Source organism: Roseibium sp. LAB1, assembly GCF_054658235.1.
The window spans coordinates 214,912-233,305 of record NZ_BAAGIB010000004.1 but is presented as its reverse complement, the minus strand read 5'-3'; the positions used below and the strand labels follow the sequence as shown (position 1 = coordinate 233,305).

The 18,394-nt window shown below is 59.2% G+C and carries 16 protein-coding genes; 10 read left to right on the top strand and 6 right to left on the bottom strand.

Annotation, left to right across the window (positions count from 1 at the left end):
- Positions 1–43: 43 nt before the first annotated feature.
- The 8 genes from glpX to ACYQ54_RS22500 all read left to right on the top strand — a co-directional run bounded on the left by glpX (position 44) and on the right by ACYQ54_RS22500 (position 8,511).
- A complete protein-coding gene (gene glpX, locus ACYQ54_RS22535) occupies positions 44–1,039 on the top strand; it encodes a class II fructose-bisphosphatase (RefSeq protein ID WP_460086481.1) in 996 nt (331 codons plus the stop codon).
- 10 nt (positions 1,040–1,049) lie between these two features.
- The gene (recJ, locus tag ACYQ54_RS22530; RefSeq protein WP_460086480.1) at positions 1,050–2,867 is read left to right on the top strand and encodes a single-stranded-DNA-specific exonuclease RecJ; all 1,818 of its coding nucleotides are present in this window, start codon (positions 1,050–1,052) and stop codon (positions 2,865–2,867) included.
- A gap of 84 nt (positions 2,868–2,951) precedes the next feature.
- Positions 2,952–3,143 carry a hypothetical protein gene (locus ACYQ54_RS22525; RefSeq protein ID WP_460086478.1) on the top strand — a complete coding sequence of 64 codons (192 nt, stop codon included), beginning with the start codon at positions 2,952–2,954 and terminating at the stop codon, positions 3,141–3,143.
- 118 nt (positions 3,144–3,261) lie between these two features.
- Positions 3,262–4,152 (top strand): nitrilase-related carbon-nitrogen hydrolase, encoded by an 891-nt coding sequence (locus ACYQ54_RS22520; protein ID WP_460086476.1) that lies wholly within the window; start codon positions 3,262–3,264, stop codon positions 4,150–4,152.
- A 173-nt stretch (positions 4,153–4,325) separates the two neighbouring features.
- Positions 4,326–4,748 (top strand): NUDIX hydrolase, encoded by a 423-nt coding sequence (locus ACYQ54_RS22515; protein WP_460086474.1) that lies wholly within the window; start codon positions 4,326–4,328, stop codon positions 4,746–4,748.
- A 35-nt stretch (positions 4,749–4,783) separates the two neighbouring features.
- A complete protein-coding gene (locus ACYQ54_RS22510) occupies positions 4,784–6,292 on the top strand; it encodes an inorganic phosphate transporter (protein WP_460086472.1) in 1,509 nt (502 codons plus the stop codon).
- Between the two features lie 122 nt (positions 6,293–6,414).
- The gene (locus ACYQ54_RS22505) at positions 6,415–6,900 is read left to right on the top strand and encodes an NUDIX hydrolase (protein WP_460086471.1); all 486 of its coding nucleotides are present in this window, start codon (positions 6,415–6,417) and stop codon (positions 6,898–6,900) included.
- A gap of 120 nt (positions 6,901–7,020) precedes the next feature.
- Positions 7,021–8,511 carry an inorganic phosphate transporter gene (locus ACYQ54_RS22500; protein WP_460086469.1) on the top strand — a complete coding sequence of 497 codons (1,491 nt, stop codon included), beginning with the start codon at positions 7,021–7,023 and terminating at the stop codon, positions 8,509–8,511.
- A gap of 17 nt (positions 8,512–8,528) precedes the next feature.
- Here ACYQ54_RS22500 and ACYQ54_RS22495 read toward each other — a convergent pair whose 3' ends face one another.
- From ACYQ54_RS22495 to ACYQ54_RS22470, 6 genes are all read right to left on the bottom strand, one after another.
- On the bottom strand, positions 8,529–9,245 hold the full coding sequence (locus ACYQ54_RS22495) for an endonuclease/exonuclease/phosphatase family protein (protein WP_460086467.1): 717 nt from the start codon (positions 9,243–9,245) through the stop codon (positions 8,529–8,531).
- Between the two features lie 72 nt (positions 9,246–9,317).
- Entirely contained in the window at positions 9,318–10,679 is a 1,362-nt protein-coding gene (locus tag ACYQ54_RS22490) for an HD-GYP domain-containing protein (RefSeq protein WP_460086465.1), read from the bottom strand.
- 79 nt (positions 10,680–10,758) lie between these two features.
- A complete protein-coding gene (locus ACYQ54_RS22485; protein WP_460086463.1) occupies positions 10,759–11,334 on the bottom strand; it encodes a sarcosine oxidase subunit gamma in 576 nt (191 codons plus the stop codon).
- Complete coding sequence (locus ACYQ54_RS22480) at positions 11,327–14,329, bottom strand: sarcosine oxidase subunit alpha family protein (protein WP_460086461.1); 3,003 nt, start codon at positions 14,327–14,329, stop codon at positions 11,327–11,329. Before ACYQ54_RS22480 ends, ACYQ54_RS22485 begins: the two co-directional genes overlap by 8 nt.
- Positions 14,326–14,631 (bottom strand): sarcosine oxidase subunit delta, encoded by a 306-nt coding sequence (locus ACYQ54_RS22475; RefSeq protein WP_460086460.1) that lies wholly within the window; start codon positions 14,629–14,631, stop codon positions 14,326–14,328. Before ACYQ54_RS22475 ends, ACYQ54_RS22480 begins: the two co-directional genes overlap by 4 nt.
- A 14-nt stretch (positions 14,632–14,645) precedes the next feature.
- Positions 14,646–15,899 carry a sarcosine oxidase subunit beta family protein gene (locus tag ACYQ54_RS22470; protein ID WP_460086458.1) on the bottom strand — a complete coding sequence of 418 codons (1,254 nt, stop codon included), beginning with the start codon at positions 15,897–15,899 and terminating at the stop codon, positions 14,646–14,648.
- Positions 15,900–16,291: 392 nt separating this feature from the next.
- Here ACYQ54_RS22470 and ACYQ54_RS22465 point away from each other — a divergent pair, with 392 nt between their 5' ends.
- Positions 16,292–17,404 (top strand): S-(hydroxymethyl)glutathione dehydrogenase/class III alcohol dehydrogenase, encoded by a 1,113-nt coding sequence (locus tag ACYQ54_RS22465; protein WP_460086456.1) that lies wholly within the window; start codon positions 16,292–16,294, stop codon positions 17,402–17,404.
- Between the two features lie 162 nt (positions 17,405–17,566).
- Entirely contained in the window at positions 17,567–18,394 is an 828-nt protein-coding gene (gene fghA / locus ACYQ54_RS22460) for an S-formylglutathione hydrolase (RefSeq protein ID WP_460086454.1), read from the top strand.

The window sequence follows — 18,394 nt, the reverse complement described above, 5'->3', positions numbered from 1 at the left end:
TGCCCGCCGAGGCGTTTTGCGGGGGGAGAGACTGGAGATGTTGATGTCCAATACTGATAAACAACCGTCTAGCGGCCTGGACCGTATTCTGACGCTCGAGTTGGCCCGCGTCAGTGAAAGAGCGGCTGTATCGGCAGCCCGGTTGCGCGGTCATGGCGACGAGATGGCAGCCGACCAGGCAGCAGTGGACGCAATGCGGCGCGAACTGAACCGCCTGCCCATCGACGGCACTGTCGTTATCGGTGAAGGTGAACGCGACGAAGCACCGATGCTCTACATTGGTGAAAACGTCGGGACGAAGCAGGGACCGAAGGTGGACATCGCTCTCGACCCGCTGGAAGGCACCACCATCTGCGCAAAGAACCTGCCGAACTCCCTTGCGGTTATCGCCTTGGCTCCGGCAGGCGATCTTCTGAACGCGCCTGACAGCTATATGGACAAGATCGCCATCGGTCCGGGGTACAAAGCCGGATTGATCGATCTGGATGCTCCCATTGCAGACAACATCGCCGCTGTCGCCAAGGAAAAGGGTGTCAAGGTCAATGAAGTGACGGCCTGCGTACTCGACCGTCCGCGGCACGCCCGCCTGATCGAAGAAATCCGTGCCACCGGGGCGTCCATCCGCCTGATCGGCGATGGCGACGTCGCCGGGGTCATTCACACAACCGATCCGGATGAAACCGGCATCGATATCTACGCTGGTATCGGCGGAGCCCCGGAAGGTGTGCTTGCCGCTGCCGCGCTGCGCTGTATCGGCGGTCAGATGCAGTCCCGTCTGGTGATCACGCGCGACGAACAGGTCGAGCGTGCGCATCGCATGGGCATCGAGGACATCAAGAAAAAATATACGCTTGAAGAAATGGCTGGCCCCGACGTTCTGTTTGCAGCAACAGGCGTAACCGACGGCAACTTCCTTCAAGGCGTCCGCTTCGGCCGCCATCACATCACCACGCACACCGTCGTCATGCGGTCCTCCACAGGGACGGTGCGCTACATCAAGGCCCAGCATACGGATCTTGAGAAATTCCATCTGGACTAAGCGCGGCTGAATGCTGGGACAATCCGGGGAAGATGACAGGCGGCTCGTACTTGGGGTCGCCCGTTCCGCAAATGACAACGCCTGGCGCGAGCGCCTGAGCGCGGCCGACCTGCGAACTGCCATGGCAATTTCGCAGGTACACGGCCTGCCGGACGTCTTGGCACGCGTCATGGCCGCACGCGGCGTACAGGCGGAAGAGGCGACAGGATTCCTGGAACCCTCGCTCAAGCTGCTGATGCCCGATCCGTCCGGCCTGGTCGACATGGACGCCGCCGTGGCGAGGGTTGCGGATGCGGTGCAGGCCGGTCGCAAGATCGCGATTTTCGGCGACTATGACGTCGACGGTGCGACGTCCTCGGCGATCTTTGCCAAGTATCTGCAGTGGCTCGGCCTCGATCCCGTCATCCATATTCCAGACCGGATCATCGAAGGCTACGGACCAAACGGGCCGGCGATAGAACACCTTCGCGAGGGTGGTGCGGACCTGCTGGTGACCCTCGACTGCGGCAGCACCTCGTTCGAAGCCTTTGAAACAGCCCATAAGCTCGATCTCGATGTCGTGGTCATCGATCACCACCAGGTCGGTGAAACGCTTCCGGCCGTGGAGGCACTCGTCAATCCGAACCGGCAGGACGACCTGTCCGGGCAGGGGCATCTGGCCGCTGTCGGCGTCACTTTCCTGTTTCTTGTCGGGTTGAATCGCGAATTGCGACGGCGCGGCGTGTTCCAGGGCACGCAGGAGCCGGATCTGATGGCTCTGCTCGATCTGGTGGCACTCGGCACCGTTTGCGATGTGGTGCCGTTGCAGGGGTTGAATCGTGCCTATGTGACACGAGGCCTTTCGGTCATGCACCAGCGCCGGAACTACGGCCTGACAGCACTGGCGGATACCGCCCGAGTAAGTGGAAAACCGGCTCCATATCATCTCGGCTTTCTGATAGGCCCGCGCATCAACGCAGGCGGCCGGATCGGTGATGCAGCGTTGGGTGCACGGTTGCTGACGACGGAAGATCCGCACGAGGCCCGGGCGATCGCCGAACGGCTGGACCAGCTCAACACCGAACGCCAGGCCATGGAAGCGGTGATGCTGGAACAGGCCGGCGCCGAGGCTGCCATGGCGATCCAGGCGCGCGATCCGGCGGTACTCCTGACGGGATCCGATGACTGGCACCCGGGAATTGTCGGCCTGATCGCGTCCCGCCTGAAGGAAGCCCACCGCAGGCCGTCTTTCGCAATTGCCTTCGACGAAAGCGGCAAGGGCACCGGATCTGGTCGTTCGATCCCCGGGGTCGATCTCGGCAAAGCCGTTCGCCGGGCGGTCGACGAAGGTCTGCTGGAAAAGGGCGGCGGTCACGCCATGGCGGCGGGGCTGACGGTCTTGCGGGAAAAGACGGCGGATCTGGAAGCGTTCTTCAACGACGTCCTGAAGGAGGACGTCGAGGCGGCGAGCGCCAACCGGGAACTGAAGATCGACGCAGCGCTTACGGCAACAGGGGCGAATCTCGATCTTCTGGAACTTCTGGAAAAGGCCGGTCCGTATGGTGCTGGTCATGCCGAACCCGTGTTTGCCTTTCCCGCGCATCGGATTTCCTTTGCCGATGTGGTTGGCAAGGGGCATGTCAGGGCGTCGATCACGTCTGGTGACGGGACAGCCTTGAAGGCGATCTGTTTCAAGTCGGACGACAAACCGCACGGCCAGATGCTGCTGCAGGGCAGGGGACGATCGCTGCATGTGGCAGGCACGCTTTCGATCGACACCTGGCAGGGCACGCCCAAGGTTCAGTTGCGCATACTGGATGTGGCGGATCCGCAGAAAACCCGCTTGTGAGAAGCGCCGGTAAACGTCAATTAACCAAACGCTAAGGCTCCGGGCCTACAGTTTGAACCCACGAAGGAATCGTGAGGATCAGGCATGCGCGCTCAGAATGAGCTTTCGCCCTATTTCGCGGAAATAGACAGGCGCACCGACCGGGCCCTGAAAGGGATTCGGGAAGTCAGACGTTCAGCAAAACTCACCGCCCTGCCGCAGGAGCCGAAAGCGGCACTTGTCGGAACCGGATTTCTGATCGTCCTGGTGGCATTCCTTGGATTGTTTATCGACTGAATTCTTCGAATTTTCCAGAACGATCCACTTTCAGGCAAACGAACAGCAGACAAGGGCTTGAAACGCTCTGCTGGCTGCTCTTAAGTCTGGCGTCCTATTTGATGAGACGTCAGGCGCCATGAAAAACTATCCCCTTGCACTTTGGTCCTTCAACCTGAGCCGGGCTCCGGCGTCGGTTTCCGCTTTCGCTTCGCAGATCGAAGAAGGAATGCAACGTGCGGCCGACGAGGGCGCAAAGCTGCTGATGCTTCCTGAATATCTGGTGGAATGTTGCCTGGCTTTCAAACCGGAAGGATTGCCACCTGACCGGGAGATGGCATTCCTGGCGGATGTTGCCACCCAACTGCTGCCTATGCTTGCTCCCTTGCCAGCCAGGTATGGCGTTTCGCTGCTGGCGGGGTCCATGCCTGTCCAGACCTCGGCAGGCTTCACCAACACGGCCGTGCTGCTGACAGCCGACGGACGTGAAATCCGGCAGGACAAATTGTGCCTCACGCCGTTTGAGCAGGACCCGGAGATCTGGCATCTGGTGCCGGGAGCCGAGTTGAAGACCTTCAACCTCGATGGCCTGAAAATGGCGATCCTGATCTGTCTGGATGTGGAAATGCCGGCGCTTAGCAGCTTGCTGGCGAAGCTCGACCTGGATCTCCTGCTTGTCCCTTCGATGACGGAAAAACTCTCCGGCTACCATCGGGTCTTCGGCTGCGCCAAGGCGCGTTCCGTAGAGCTCATGTGTGCGGTTGCCGTCTGCGGTCTTGTCGGCACATCGAAAGGCACCACGCAAAACGACACCAATGTTTCCGGTGCCGCGCTCTATCTTCCGTGTGAAGAGGAGTTCGGGTTTTCAGGTATTGCCGCAGAGGTAGCGGCGACGTCCGGAAGCAATGGTGAAGAACCGTTCCTGGTAGCTTTGGTACCGCTGGACGAACTTCGCGACCTGAAATCGGGTAAGGCGGAAGTCTGGCCGGGTGCCTGGACCGCCGATCACGTTTGCGTATCTGCGATTTGATGCCGGAGTGTAATATTTGTAATAAAAATGTGCGCGCACCGAGTGCACTTTTCTGTAGACGTCCCTAAGGGAACTCCCTATACACCTGCTGTTCCAAAACAACAGGTGTGGAGATGGGATTCGCTAAGGCACTTACAGCGTGGGATGCATCGTGGTTGCACGGAATTGCGGGTTTGTTCGTTAAACCGCTCCGTTTGCAGATCGCTGCCCTGTGCGTGCGTGAGGGCAAGGCGGAACCCGAAATCCTGTTAGTTTCGACGCGCGACACGGGCCGTTTTATCTTGCCCAAAGGCTGGCCGGAAAAAGACAAGCCCGCATTCGAAACGGCGTTGATCGAGGCATACGAGGAAGCAGGCATTGTCGGCAAGGCCGACCCACGGGCCATTGGCAGCTTCCGGTCCTTCAAGGGTCTAGCAGACGGTTTGAAGATCCGCACCAAGGTGGTCGTCTTCAAGATCCGGTTTGAAAAACAGTTGAAGGAGTTTCCCGAGCTCGGTCAGCGCAAAAGGGTGTGGCTGCCTCTTTCCAAGGCTATCGAGGCCGCGGACGAGCCGGCGCTGAGACGGTTTTTGCGGCGGCACAAATCGCAAATCTGATAGACATCTCCTGAGGGATAGCGAGGCGTGTTCGGGTGCTCACCAGCAAGGACCTGAAAAAGAAAGCACTGGACAAGGATCTCGACAAGATCAGTTTTGTCAGCGAGGCAGCAGAAGCCATGGGCCGGCGCCTTGTCGGGCCGGGTCTTGCTTTGGTGTTTCTGGTCATCTGTGCCTGCGTGGCAGCTTTCCAGGTGTCTTCCAGCGGTTTCTCCAACATGCTCATCCTTGTGGCCGCCAGTGCGATCGGCGGTTACATGGCGCTCAATATCGGCGCCAACGACGTCGCCAACAACGTTGGCCCCGCCGTCGGCGCGCGCGTTGTCAGTCTCACCGGGGCCTTGCTGATTGCCGCTGTTTGCGAAAGCGCAGGTGCATTGCTGGCAGGAGCAGATGTCGTCTCGACCGTTTCCGGCGATATTCTGAGCCCCAGTGACGTCCGCAACAGCGCTGAATTCACGCTGGCGATGCTGACAGCCATGGCGGCCTCCGCTTTGTGGATCAACTTCGCGACCGTGATCGGCGCTCCGGTATCGACAACCCATTCGATCATCGGCGGTGTTGTGGGTGCTGGTATCGCGGCAAGTGGTTTTGCTGCCATCAACTGGACGACAATATCGACAATTGCTGCTTCCTGGGTACTGTCACCGGTGCTCGGTGGTCTTGTCGGGGCCGGGATCATGGCCTTCATCAACGCAAGGGTGGTTTACACGCCTGACCGGCTGAAAGCCGCCAGATACTGGTTGCCGATACTCCTAGGCATCATGGGGGCGACCTTTACCGGCTACATTCTGCTGAAAACCTCCGACCGGCTGATCTCCGTTCCCGAATGGCTTTCCATTGTCTTGTCGCTTGCCGTCGGATTGGTTGTCTGGCGAATTTATTGCCGCGTGATCCGTGCCCAAACGCTCACGCTGGAAAACAGTGCGCGTGCCCTGCGAAATCTCTTTGCCGTTCCGCTCATGGTCGCCGCTGGCTTGCTGTCTTTTGCCCATGGTGCCAACGACGTTGCAAATGCCATCGGACCGCTGGCCGCTATTGTGCTGAGCCAGTCGAACGATTTTCCTGACCTGGTCTTCTGGTATCTAGGGTCGCTCAATCCCGAAGTGCCGATCTGGGTGAGCGCCGTGGGCGCTTGCGGCATTTCCGCGGGTCTTTTGCTGTTCGGCAGGCGCCTCGTCACGGTGGTCGGCAAGAAGATTACCAAACTCAGCCCAGTACGGGCCTTTTGCATCACACTGGCAACAGCTGCCACTGTGCTGACAGCATCAGGTGCAGGACTGCCGGTGTCATCCACCCATATTGCGGTTGGTGCCTTGTTCGGCGTCGGGTTTTACCGGGAATGGTACCGAAACAGGTATGTGGCGGAAGGCGGGGTCATGAAACCGCGCAAGATGATGAAAAACAGGGAAGAACGTCGCAGGCGGCTTCTCGTGCGCCGGTCGAGCCTGATTACCATCATTGCAGCCTGGGTGGTCACCGTTCCGGCATCGGCGCTGCTGGCTGCGGGTCTGTTCACGGTGCTCAAGCTGGTCTTGTCTTGATGTAACTGACCCTGGGCAAACAAGTTACCAGGATAAATAACGGCACACAGTGCGCATTTTCTGGACAGGCCCGTGTTTGCGCCGTATCCTGCGACTCCTGTCAATTTCCGGGAAAGGGCACCATGGCGCAGCTTTATTCAGCAATCGATAACCGGTCTTCCTGGTTCCAGAACCTGCTTCTGATGTTCCGGCGTCCCTCGAGATTGCAGATCGCCGCGCTATGTCATCGTCTGCGCGACGGCCAGCGCGAGGTGCTGCTTGTGACGACCAAGTCTACTCACCGGTGGATTCTTCCGAAAGGCTGGCCCATTCTGTCGCTGAAGGCACATCACACGGCCGCGGTGGAAGCCTTCGAGGAAGCGGGTGTTATTGGCGCCGCGCAGAAGAAACCCTTTGCCAGTTTCCAGTCCCACAAGGGCGGTGAGGGCGGTTTGCGGCTGCGCACCGAGGTTCTGGTGTTTCTGGTGGATGTCGAGAGCACCACGAGCAGTTTTCCGGACAAGGACGAACGCGACGTCCGCTGGTTGCCAATTCAGGAAGCTGTCAGGCTTGCCGATGATCCGGGCCTCGTGAAGGTGCTCCGGAAACTGGAAAATTTACCCAACTAAGAAATATTGGCCAAACAAGGCCGTTTCGGTTGACCTTTTCGGGCGATTGTTTAAGGCAGGCGCCAGAAGACGCTTGGCTTGCACGACTTGCCTTCAAAGGACTTCCCGACTGGAACGCCCATGCCGAATTTGAAAAAGCCGACCCTCGACAAAGATCTCGACAAACTGAGCTACATGGAAGAGGCCGCCGGGTCTCTTGGACGTGGCCTGATCGCACCGGGTATCGCACTGGTCTTTATTGTCCTGTGCGCACTTGGCGCCGGCGCTTCAATGTCGGGCACGCCTGGAGCGGTCATCATTGTCGCGGCAGCGGCCATCGGCGCTTATATGGCGCTCAACATCGGCGCCAACGATGTTGCCAACAATGTTGGTCCCGCGGTCGGTTCGCGGGCCATGACACTGCTGACAGCCCTGGTTATCGCAGCGGTCTTTGAAAGTGCCGGTGCTCTCATTGCAGGCGGGGACGTCGTCAGCACGATTTCCAAGGGGATCATCGATCCGGCATCGGTTGCCGATGCCAATATCTTCATGGCGGCAATGATGGCGGCCCTGGTCTCCTCTGCGCTGTGGATCAACCTTGCCACCTGGATCGGAGCGCCGGTATCGACAACCCATTCGATCGTTGGCGGCGTCATGGGCGCCGGCATTGCGGCGGCAGGGTTCAGCGCGGTCAATTGGGCTACGATGGGGGGAATCGCTGCCAGCTGGGTTATTTCGCCCTTTCTCGGCGGTCTGATCGCAGCCGCTTTTCTGGCCTTCATCAAGACTTTCATCATTTATCAGGACGACAAGATCGCCGCCGCTCGCAAATGGGTCCCGGTTCTGATTGGGGTCATGTCCGGAACCTTTGCCAGCTATCTGGCGCTCAAGGGCTTGAAGAAGATCGTGAAGATCGACATGCCGATGTCGCTGGTTCTGGGACTCGTGGTCGGGGTTGCCGTCTGGGCGATCGTTCGGCCGCTTATCCGGCGTCAGTCGGAAGGACTGGAGAACCGGAACCAGTCTCTTCGTATCCTGTTCTCCGTGCCGCTGGTGTGCTCGGCGGCACTGCTGTCCTTCGCTCACGGCGCCAATGATGTCGCCAATGCCGTTGGCCCGTTGGCGGCCATCGTGCATACGGCAGAACTTGGCGACGTTGCCGCCAAGGTCAGCATTCCGCTCTGGGTCATGGCAGTCGGCGCCTTCGGTATTTCCTTTGGCCTGCTGCTGTTCGGACCGCGTCTGATCGAAATGGTCGGCCAGCAGATCACCAAGCTCAATCCGATGCGGGCCTACTGCGTTTCGCTCTCCGCCGCCATCACGGTGATTGTCGCCTCCGGGTTCGGGCTCCCCGTGAGTTCGACCCATATCGCTGTCGGAGCGGTCTTTGGCGTCGGTTTCTTCCGGGAATGGTATACGGAACGCTCGCAGCGCCGCCTGGACTTCGTGAACAAGAAACAAGGCAACGGCAATGTCGTGCGGCCAGTTCGCAATCGCGAGGAACAGGCGCGTCGACACCTTGTGCGCCGGGCGCATTTCATGACCATCGTCGCGGCCTGGGTCGTCACCGTGCCGGCGGCCGCTGTTCTGTCCGCTGGTCTTTACTTCGTCATGGTCAAGCTGATCGCCTGATCTTCCCGGTTTCAGTACTAACCCGGGAGATGTCCGGCTGGCTCCAGCGTCAGGTTGGCCCAGACCGGCAGGTGGTCTGACGCGACGCGAGCCGTCTTCGATTTATGGACGCCGGCCTGTCTGACGATGAATTCCGGGCTGGTGATGATCCGGTCCAGGCTACCGACGGGAAGCGGGCTCGGAAAACTTCGGCCTGGCGTCGTCACTTCGTAGCGTTCTTCAAACAGCTTGATGCTGCCGGCTGTGTCGCGCCACTCGTTCAGGTCGCCGATCAGGACCGTCGGCAGATAGTCCAGATGCTCGTGCAACTGATGCATCAGCGACGTTATCTGCTTTTTGCGGAAGTGGCTAAGCAGGCTGAGGTGCATGGCCGCCACACGGATTTTTTCTCCGGCAACCATAAGGTCGACAGCGACGGCTCCACGTGGTTCCAGCGTCGGCAGGTCCAGCCGACGGTGTTCCAGAATGTCGATGGAATTTCTTACGAGAATGGCGTTTCCGTGCCAGCCCAGACTTTTGTCACCGGTGGCGAAAGGCACGGGCCGGTAGTCCGTTTCCAGAAGAATGGTCTCTCTGTTGAGCGTACTTTCACGCGGTCCGAAACGTTTGTCGGCTTCCTGAAGGGCCAGGATGTCGCAATCCAGTTCCTGGATTACCTTGAGCGTCCGGTCTGGCCGTCTGCGCGCATCCACCCCGATTGATTTTTGTATGTTGTAGGAACCGATTTTCAGCATGGGCGCAGAGTGAAGGTCTTACGTGGAAAGATGCAAGAACAACTGGGTGCTTTGACAGCCTGTGCGATCAATTTAGGCAGCCTTGATCTGATCCATGCGCTCGGTTGCCCGTTTCAACGCCGCGAAACATTTGGGGTCGAGGGCGGTGCCTGCATCTGCTTCCATGATGCCCAGTGCTTTCGGCATCGGCATCGGCCCACGATAAGGCCGCTCTGCGGTCAGCGCGTCGAAAATGTCCGCTGTGGTGACGATCCGCGTTTCCATGGAAATCCTGCTTGCTGTCAAGCCGTCCGGATACCCGCGGCCATCCAGTTTTTCATGATGGCCCCGCGCAATCGGCGACAGGTCCTTGAAGGTGTCGATCCTCGACAGGATCTCATCGGAATAAACGGGATGCATCCGAATTTGTTCCCATTCCAGATCGTCCAGTTTTCCTGGCTTGTCGAGAACGGAATTGCTGACACCGAGTTTTCCGATGTCGTGCAGCAGCGCAGCTCGCTTGAGCAATTGCCGGTCCCGCATTCCATATCCCAGTTCTTCGGCAATCATGTCGGTGTAGAGCGTGACCCGCTCGCTGTGACCGGCAGTGAAGGGGCTTTTGGAATCGATCACCAAAGCAAAGCCGTGGGCAATGTCGTCGAGTTGGTCTTCATCCGCGAAGCGCATGTTCTGTGCCGGCTCAAGACCATAGACAATCTTGTCCAGGTCTTCGGATTTCAACGTGTTCCAGAACTGGGGATCGGAAGCAACGGTTTCGGCGGCGGCGACAAGGCTCGGGTCGAACCAGCTGCCGGCCCGTTCCTTCAGTTCCTGCATGGCGCCATTCACACCGGCATTGATCTGGAAGACATCCATCACCTGCGCCAACAGGGCGATCTGGGAAAAGACGGGAATGGTTGACCCCGCAATGCCGTGCGGCCGGCCTTTGCCATCCCAATGTTCGTCCAGGCTGTAGATACCGGAAACGACTTTTTCGGAGAAATGCATCTGGCGGGCAATATCACCACCGCGCGTGCAGCGTGTTTCAATCATTTCGTTGGCGATGTCGCCACCGTTTTGAAGAATGGTGACGATGGCGCGCACACGCTCAGAAAAGCCGTGCTTCAGTCCGGTATGGGACAGAACGAAACGCAAGGCTGCCGGCAGGCTGTCGCTGATCGTCTTGTAGTCGTGTTTGAAGGTCAGGTCGTCGGTAAGGTATAACTCGCAGATCCTGGCTGCATTGCTCGAACAACCGAGGTCTTTCAGAAGAAGGGTGTAATAGAGGTCGCTGAGTTGGGCCTCCGTCAGGCCTACCTGCCGCCCGACATGGATGCCGATCCAGCAGCAGCGAACGCAGTGGCCGCGTGGCTGTCCTTCGGTGATATCCAAAGCGTGGCTGAGCGCGCCGAGCAACTCCGCCAGCCGGAGTTTTCTGGAAACCTGTTCGGACATGTAAAGCGAGCCTCGCGCAACAATGAGTTCCGCGAGGCTCGCAAAGTTTCGTTAAGATCGGGTGTTGTCCCGCCCTATGTCAAGCTGCTTCCAGTTCGCCGGCCGACTGCACCAGCAGACCGGCAACATAGTCCATGAAGGAGACCCAGGCTTCCACCACGAAGGTGTCGGGGCCGGTGCGCCAGATCATGACTGGAGCCTTGTGAAACAACGTCCGGGTCACGGTGCCGACCGGGAAGATTTCTGGAGAAAAGTCCATGAAGATCCCCGTGTTGAGCAGCCAGACCGCCTTGTTGCCGCTGACGATAATCGCTTCCGACCGGTCGGAGATATCTACAAGGGCGTGCGGCTGACCGGAAAGCCTGTCCTCCATCCCGTCGAAAACCGATCTGAGGTCTTCTTCAGGAGCCAGCAAGGTCCACTCGTCCGGTCCCATCCAGAGAGACGCCCGTTTGGCTGCCGTGGAACTTGACAGGGGAGAGAGCGGCAACTCGGCGCCAAATGCAGCTCCGGCATCCTTTTGCGCCGCTTCACGGCAGCGCAACGAGAGGCGCGTCAGGGGAGCAGCCTTCAGGATGGAGACGGACGCGAGGCTCAGGAGCGGGGCTTCACCCGCATCCGGCGTTATCAGATCGCTTGCCAGAAGTTCAGACATTGATCCGTGCTCCTTCCTTGTCATAGAACACCGTGCCGGTCACTTCGACCGGCATGCTGCCGGTCGGCATCGGCACATAAAGTGTCTTGCCTTCCAAAGCGTGGCCGTTCTTCACGATCGCAAGTGCGATCGAACGGTCAAGCGCAGGGCTGTAATAGGACGAGGTCACATGACCTTCCGCCGGAGTGCCGGTAGCCGGTCGCTCGGCAGTCGTGATTTGCGCACCTTCTTCCAGCTTCACTTTCGGATCCTTCGTCAATAGGCCGACAAGCTGCTTGCGCCCATCCGCGACAAGATCGGGGCGGGCAAGACCGCGCTTGCCGACGAAGTCGAACTTGTTCTTGCCGATGGCCCAGGTCATGCCGGCATCTTGCGGTGTCACGGTTCCATCCGTGTCCTGACCGACGATGATGTAACCTTTTTCGGCGCGCAGGACGTGCATGGACTCGGTGCCGTAGACGGTGCCGTTGTGCTTTTCGATTTCCCTGGCAAGTGTTTCCCACATCATCTTGCCATGGCGGCGAGGCACGTTGATTTCGAAACCGAGTTCACCGGTAAACGAAATTCGGAACAGCCGGCAGGAAACACCGCAGAATGTGGCTTCCTTGACGCTCATGTGCGGGAACGCATCCGCAGAAAGGTCGACACCTTCGATAAACGGCGCGATGACTTCGCGGGCCTTGGGGCCTTGAACCGCAGCGACCGCAAACTGTTCCGTGGTCGACGTGATCCAGACGTCCAGATCCGGCCATTCGGTTTGCAGGTAGTCTTCCATGGTCGCGAACACACTCGGCGCACCGCCGGTCGTGGTGGTCACATGGAACCGGTCTTCCGCAAGCCGCCCGATAACACCGTCGTCGGTGATGAAACCGGCGTCATTGAGCAGCAGGCCATAGCGGCAGCGGCCCGGAGCCAGCTTCTTCCACGGGTTGGTGTACATCCGTTCCAGGAATTCTGCGGCATCCGGTCCGACCACCTCGATCTTGCCGAGCGTAGAGGCATCGAACAGGCCGACGCTTTCCCGAACGGTCTTGCATTCCCGGGCGACTGCAGCATGCATGTCTTCGCCGTTTTTCGGGAAGTACCAGGTGCGTTTCCACTGGCCGACGTCTTCATAGACGCCACCGTTCTCGACAACCCAGTCATGGGACGGTGTCTTGCGGACCGGGTCGAAGAAGTCTCCGCGGGAAACTCCGGCAAAAAGGCCAAAGGTCGTCGGCGTGTAAGGCTGACGGAACGTGGTGAGCCCAACGTCCGTCATCGGTTTCTGCAATGCGCCTGAAGCGATCTCCAGGGCGTTCATGTTCGAAAGGCGGCCTTGGTCGGTGGCCATGCCGGTGGTGGTGTAGCGCTTGATGTGCTCGATGGACTGCATGCCCTCGCGCACTGCCAGCTTGACGTCCTTTGCGGTCACGTCATTCTGATAATCGACAAACGCCTTGACCCTTGCTGCGTTGCGGTCGTGGGGCAGGGCACCAAGGATACCACCTGACCCGGCTTCTCCGCCGGTTGCAGCAGCATAAGTGATCTTGGCAGACTTGCCGGTCGCGGCTTTCGCCGCCTCTTCACCGGCCGCGTAGCCGTCCTGAAGCGTTGCCTGCAGGCCGTAAAGGCCCTTGGCACCACCAGCCGAACGTTCTTTCTGGACAGAGTGACCTGGAACATAGGCACCCTTGTCCGCATCCCAGACGACCTTGCCGCGGGATTGGGAATAAAGGCTCACGGTCGGGGTCCAGCCACCGGACATCAAAAGGGCGTCGCACGCAATCTGGCCACCGGAGGCAACCTGGCCTGAGGTCATCAAGCGGCCGAGCAATGCTCCCTTGACCCTTTTGCGTCCAAGCGTTCCGGTCACAACGCAACCGGCCTCGACACGAATGCCTCTGGCTTCGGCAATCGAGATAAGGCTTTCCGGCGGCGTCTCGCGGATGTCGACGATTGCAGCAACGTCAACACCATGGTCGGCCAGGTCGAACGCCGCTTGCCAGGCGCTGTCGCAAGCTGTTGCCACCAGCACCTTGTGTCCGACCTTTACGCCGTACCGGTTGAGATAGGTCCGTCCGGCGTCGGCCAGCAGGATGCCCGGCCGGTCGTTTTCCGGAAACACCATCGGACGCTCGATGGCACCGGCTGCGATCACCACTTCCTTGGCACGAACCTGCCACAGCCGTTCGCGCGGCAGTTTGGGGTCCGGGTTTGACAGGTGCTCGGTTACGCGTTCCGCAAGCGAAATGTAGTTATGCGCGAAGTAGCCGAAGGCCGTTGTTCGCGGAAGCAGAGTGACATTGTCCATCGCGGCGAGTTTGGCAATGGTTTCCGTCACGAATTCTACAGGTTCCTTACCGTCGATGCTTGCACTGACTTCGGACAGCAAGGAGCCGCCGAATTCCGCCTGTTCGTCGACCAGAATGACCTTGGCGCCGGTTTCAGCGGCGGCCAGAGCTGCCGCAAGTCCGGTTGGGCCGGAACCGACCACGAGGACGTCACAGTGGGCGTAGATGTTGCCGTAGAAGTCGTGATCCGGGTTTTTCGGCGGCTTGCCGAGGCCGGCAGCCGAGCGAATGATCGGTTCGTAGACCTTGTCCCAGAAGACATGCGGCCACATGAAGGTCTTGTAGTAGAACCCGGCCGGAAATAGCGGCGACAGTAGGTCGTTGACGGCGCCGATATCGAAACCCAGCGACGGAAAACGGTTCTGCGAGACGGCTTCCAGGCCCTGATAGAGTTCAACCTGGGTTGCACGCAGGTTCGGTGTCTGGTCACCGTTCCGGAAAATTCCGACCAGTGCGTTGGGTTCTTCCGATCCGGCGGTCAGGATGCCGCGTGGTCGGTGATATTTGAACGAACGGCCGACCAGGTGAACGCCGTTGGCAAGCAAAGCGGATGCGAGCGTGTCGCCCTTGTGGCCCTGCATCTCCTCGCCGTCAAAGGTGAAGGTAAGCTGCTCGGCGCGGTCGATCCGGCCGCCTTTTTCGGTACGGAATGGCTGGCTCATTTGCCGGCCTCCTTGGCAATCGCTTCAAGATCCGGTTTCGGTTCGCCGGTCTTGTAGATTTTCAGGAACTTGTCGCTGACGGTATCGCGGACTGCGTTGAAAAAACGTCCGCAGCCGTGGATATGTCGCCAGCGCTCGGCGGCTACGCCCTTGGTGTTGGCGCGCATGTACAAAAACTCGACCCAGTCCTCATCGGTTACCTGACTTGGATCCGCTGGCCGGGCGATATGGGCTTCGCCGCGACAGGCGAATTCCGTTTCTGCGCGTTCGACCTGGCAATGGGGGCAATAAATCAGCAGCATTCTTGTGATCTCCCCTAGTGGGCCACAGCCGCGGCAGCGGCTTCGTCGATGAGGCGGCCAGTGCGGAACCGGTCGATGGTGAAGGGGGCGTTGATCGGATGAGGTTCATCCTTGGCGATCGTATGCGCAAAGACGTGGCCGGACCCGGGGGTAGCCTTGAAACCGCCGGTTCCCCAGCCGCAGTTGACGTAAAGTCCCTGAACTGGCGTTTTCGACAGGATAGGCGACCGGTCAGGAGTCGTGTCGACGATGCCTCCCCAGTTGCGAAGCATGCGCATGCGCCGGAAATGTGGGAAGAGTTCGCAGATCGCGTCGATCGTATGGTTGGTGATGTGGATGCCGCCCGCCTGGGAGTAGGAGACGAACTGGTCCGTACCCGCACCAATCACGAGTTCGCCCTTGTCGGACTGAGAAATATAGGCATGGATCGTGTTCGACATGACCACGCAGGGGAAAGCGGGTTTCACAGGCTCGGATACCAGTGCCTGCAGCGGGAAGGATTCCAGCGGCAGGCGGACACCGGCCATGTCCATGACGACGGACGTGTGCCCGGCTGCCACCACGCCCACCTTCTTGGCCTTGATGAAGCCCTTGACCGTTTCCACACCCTCGACCGCGCCGTTCTGGCCGCGACGGATGCCGGTGACGGCGCAGTTCTGAATGATGTCGACACCCAGGGCATCTGCACCACGGGCATAACCCCACGCGACTGCATCGTGACGGGCGGTGCCGCCGACGCGCTGCAGAGCCGCACCCATGACCGGATAACGTATGTTTTTGGAAATGTTCAGCGGCGGGCAATATTCCTTTGCCGCTTCCGGTGTCAGCCATTCGTTCTGGACACCAGCCAGACGGTTGGCGTGGATATGACGCTGCGCGACCTGAACGTCGTGCACGGTGTGTGCCAGCATCATCACGCCACGAGCGGAATACATGACGTTGTAGTTCAGTTCCTGCGACAGGTTCTGCCACAGACCGATTGCGTGATTGTAGAGCCCGGCGCTTTCCTCCCAGAGGTAGTTGGAGCGCACGATTGTCGTATTGCGGCCGGTGTTGCCGCCGCCGAGCCAGCCTTTTTCGATCACGGCGACATTGCGGATGCCGTGTTCCTTGGCAAGGTAATAGGCTGTTGCCAGGCCGTGCCCGCCAGCGCCGACAATGACGACGTCATACTCGGCCTTGGGTTCGGGCGTCCGCCACTGGCGGCCCCAGTTCTGGTGCGCGGAAAAGGCGTTTTTGGCCAGTTCCAGAAAGGAATATCGCTTCATGAAGCAGCGGCTCCGCACGTTGCCGACAAGCAGATCGGGAAAATCCGGTCGGCTGGCCGTCAGGGTCAATACGCAATCGGACGAAGACTTTACTGATAGAGTTCGAGCCGCGTCCATTGTGAGGCATATTCGCGACTGGGGTTCAGGTTGCGTATAAGGTTTCAGTCGCATGCTTGTCTGAATGCGACATGAGTGTCTCACGGCTTGCGGCGAATTGCGCCAGTCCGTTCAAAACGTCGCAAAAACAATGGATTTCGGCGGCGCATGCGTGGTGTCTGGAGTGGCAATTTGGGTCGATTTGCGCATTCCCGACAGCCAATGCCGCATCGGTTCTTGCATTTGCAGACATGGGCGTTAACTCTCCCCGGGAAACACACATCAGGAGATCCTCCATGGAAGTTCGCGCCGCTGTGGCCGTTGGGGCCGGAAAACCGCTTGAAGTCACAACCGTAAGGCTGGAAGGCCCGCGCGCTTTTGAAGTGCTGGTGGAAATTAAGGCAACCGGCATCTGTCATACCGATGAGTTCACCTTGTCGGGTGCAGATCCGGAAGGCCTGTTTCCCGCGATTCTTGGTCACGAAGGGGCAGGTGTCGTTGTCGAGGTAGGTCCAGGTGTCACCACTTTGAAACCGGGCGATCACGTCATTCCGCTTTATACGCCGGAATGCCGGACCTGCGAATATTGCCTCAATCCGAAAACGAACCTTTGCCAGTCGATCCGTGCGACACAGGGCCAGGGCCTCATGCCGGACGGTTCTTCCCGTTTCTCGACCCTCGATGGCGATCCGATTCTGCACTACATGGGCACGTCGACGTTCTCCAACTATACGGTTGTTCCGGAAATCGCTCTGGCGAAGATCCGTCCGGACGCACCTTTCGACAAGGTCTGCTACATCGGCTGCGGCGTCACCACCGGGATCGGCGCAGTGATCAACACCGCAAAAGTCGAAATCGGGTCTCGCGCAATCGTCTTTGGTCTTGGTGGCATTGGCCTGAACGTGCTTCAGGGCCTGCGTCTCGCTGGTGCTGACCAGATCGTTGGCGTTGACCTGAATCCTGAAAAGAAAGAGATGGCCGAACGCTTCGGCATGACCGATTTCGTCAATCCCAGTGAAGTTGACGGGGATCTGGTAGCCTATCTGGTGAACCTCACCAAGGGAGGTGCCGACTACACCTTCGACGCCACCGGCAACGTGAACGTCATGCGCACGGCTCTTGAATCCGCCCACAAGGGCTGGGGGGAAAGCATCATCATCGGCGTTGCTCCGGCCGGCGCTGAAATCTCGACCCGTCCGTTCCAGCTGGTGACCGGCCGCGTCTGGAAAGGCACAGCGTTCGGCGGTGCCCGGGGCCGTACGGACGTCCCGAAAATCGTCGACTGGTACATGGACGGCAAGATTGAGATCGATCCGATGATCACCCACACCATGCCGCTCGAAGACATCAACAAGGGCTTCGATCTGATGCATTCTGGTGAGTCTATCCGTTCTGTGGTGGTTTACTGATCGGACGCCAGGCGTAAAGCGCCGACACTTTACCGAAGCGTCGTCCCTGCGGCAGCAGGGACGCGTTTGCTGTGAGCACAGACATCTCTCTGGTCTGGCGACGCAAAGCCGGAGAGACACCATTCGGGTTCGCGGCTATTCAGAGATTGGAATTGACTGACGATGAAAACCCTTTCCGAAAACAAGTCCTTTGGTGGCACGCAGGGTGTCTACAGCCACATGTCGGAAGCCTGCGGCTGTGAAATGACCTTTGCGGTCTACATTCCCCCGCAGGCCCAGGACGGACCAGTGCCGTGCCTTTGGTATCTGTCAGGCCTGACCTGCACCCATGAAAACGCCATGACCAAGGCCGGGCTGCAAGCCCATGCATCGGAGTTTGGTATTGCTGTCGTATTCCCGGATACGAGCCCGCGCGGCGAGGGTATTGCCAACGACGAGGCTTACGATCTGGGTCAGGGCGCCGGGTTTTATGTAAATGCCACCGAAGCACCGTGGGCACCGCACTTCCAGATGGAAACCTACATCGCCAGTGAACTGCGCGACCTGGTGACTGAAAACTTCCCGGTCTCAGTCCATCACGGCATCACCGGGCATTCCATGGGCGGACACGGCGCGCTGACATTGGCGATGAAATATCCCGGGCATTATCAGTCACTGTCCGCCTTTGCGCCAATTGCAAACCCGACAGCTTCCGACTGGGGCCTCAAACAGCTTGGTGCTTATCTCGGAGACGACGAAGCTCGCTGGAAAGCACATGATGCAACGATTCTGGTCAGGGAAACGGGCTGGTCCGGCGATGTTCTGATCGATCAGGGAGCGAGTGACCAGTTTTTCGATCTGCTGAAACCCGGAGCTCTCATCGAAGCGCTGACCGAGACAAAGACGGCTCACACCTATCGATTGCAGGCAGGATACGACCATTCGTATTATTTTGTGTCGACATTCGCACGCGATCATGTCGCCTGGCATGCGGAGCGGCTGAAAGGCTAA

What these genes read in the sequence shown, in the direction of transcription:
- ACYQ54_RS22525 (WP_460086478.1), top strand. Translation starts at nt 2,952, where the DNA reads ATGCGCGCTCAGAATGAGCTTTCGCCCTATTTCGCGGAAATAGACAGG.
- ACYQ54_RS22505 (WP_460086471.1), top strand. Translation starts at nt 6,415, where the DNA reads ATGGCGCAGCTTTATTCAGCAATCGATAACCGGTCTTCCTGGTTCCAG.
- ACYQ54_RS22485 (WP_460086463.1), bottom strand. Translation starts at nt 11,334, where the DNA reads ATGTCTGAACTTCTGGCAAGCGATCTGATAACGCCGGATGCGGGTGAA.
- ACYQ54_RS22495 (WP_460086467.1), bottom strand. Translation starts at nt 9,245, where the DNA reads ATGCTGAAAATCGGTTCCTACAACATACAAAAATCAATCGGGGTGGAT.
- ACYQ54_RS22490 (WP_460086465.1), bottom strand. Translation starts at nt 10,679, where the DNA reads ATGTCCGAACAGGTTTCCAGAAAACTCCGGCTGGCGGAGTTGCTCGGC.
- recJ (WP_460086480.1), top strand. Translation starts at nt 1,050, where the DNA reads ATGCTGGGACAATCCGGGGAAGATGACAGGCGGCTCGTACTTGGGGTC.
- fghA (WP_460086454.1), top strand. Translation starts at nt 17,567, where the DNA reads ATGAAAACCCTTTCCGAAAACAAGTCCTTTGGTGGCACGCAGGGTGTC.
- ACYQ54_RS22480 (WP_460086461.1), bottom strand. Translation starts at nt 14,329, where the DNA reads ATGAGCCAGCCATTCCGTACCGAAAAAGGCGGCCGGATCGACCGCGCC.
- ACYQ54_RS22475 (WP_460086460.1), bottom strand. Translation starts at nt 14,631, where the DNA reads ATGCTGCTGATTTATTGCCCCCATTGCCAGGTCGAACGCGCAGAAACG.
- ACYQ54_RS22470 (WP_460086458.1), bottom strand. Translation starts at nt 15,899, where the DNA reads ATGAAGCGATATTCCTTTCTGGAACTGGCCAAAAACGCCTTTTCCGCG.
- ACYQ54_RS22520 (WP_460086476.1), top strand. Translation starts at nt 3,262, where the DNA reads ATGAAAAACTATCCCCTTGCACTTTGGTCCTTCAACCTGAGCCGGGCT.
- glpX (WP_460086481.1), top strand. Translation starts at nt 44, where the DNA reads ATGTCCAATACTGATAAACAACCGTCTAGCGGCCTGGACCGTATTCTG.
- ACYQ54_RS22465 (WP_460086456.1), top strand. Translation starts at nt 16,292, where the DNA reads ATGGAAGTTCGCGCCGCTGTGGCCGTTGGGGCCGGAAAACCGCTTGAA.
- ACYQ54_RS22500 (WP_460086469.1), top strand. Translation starts at nt 7,021, where the DNA reads ATGCCGAATTTGAAAAAGCCGACCCTCGACAAAGATCTCGACAAACTG.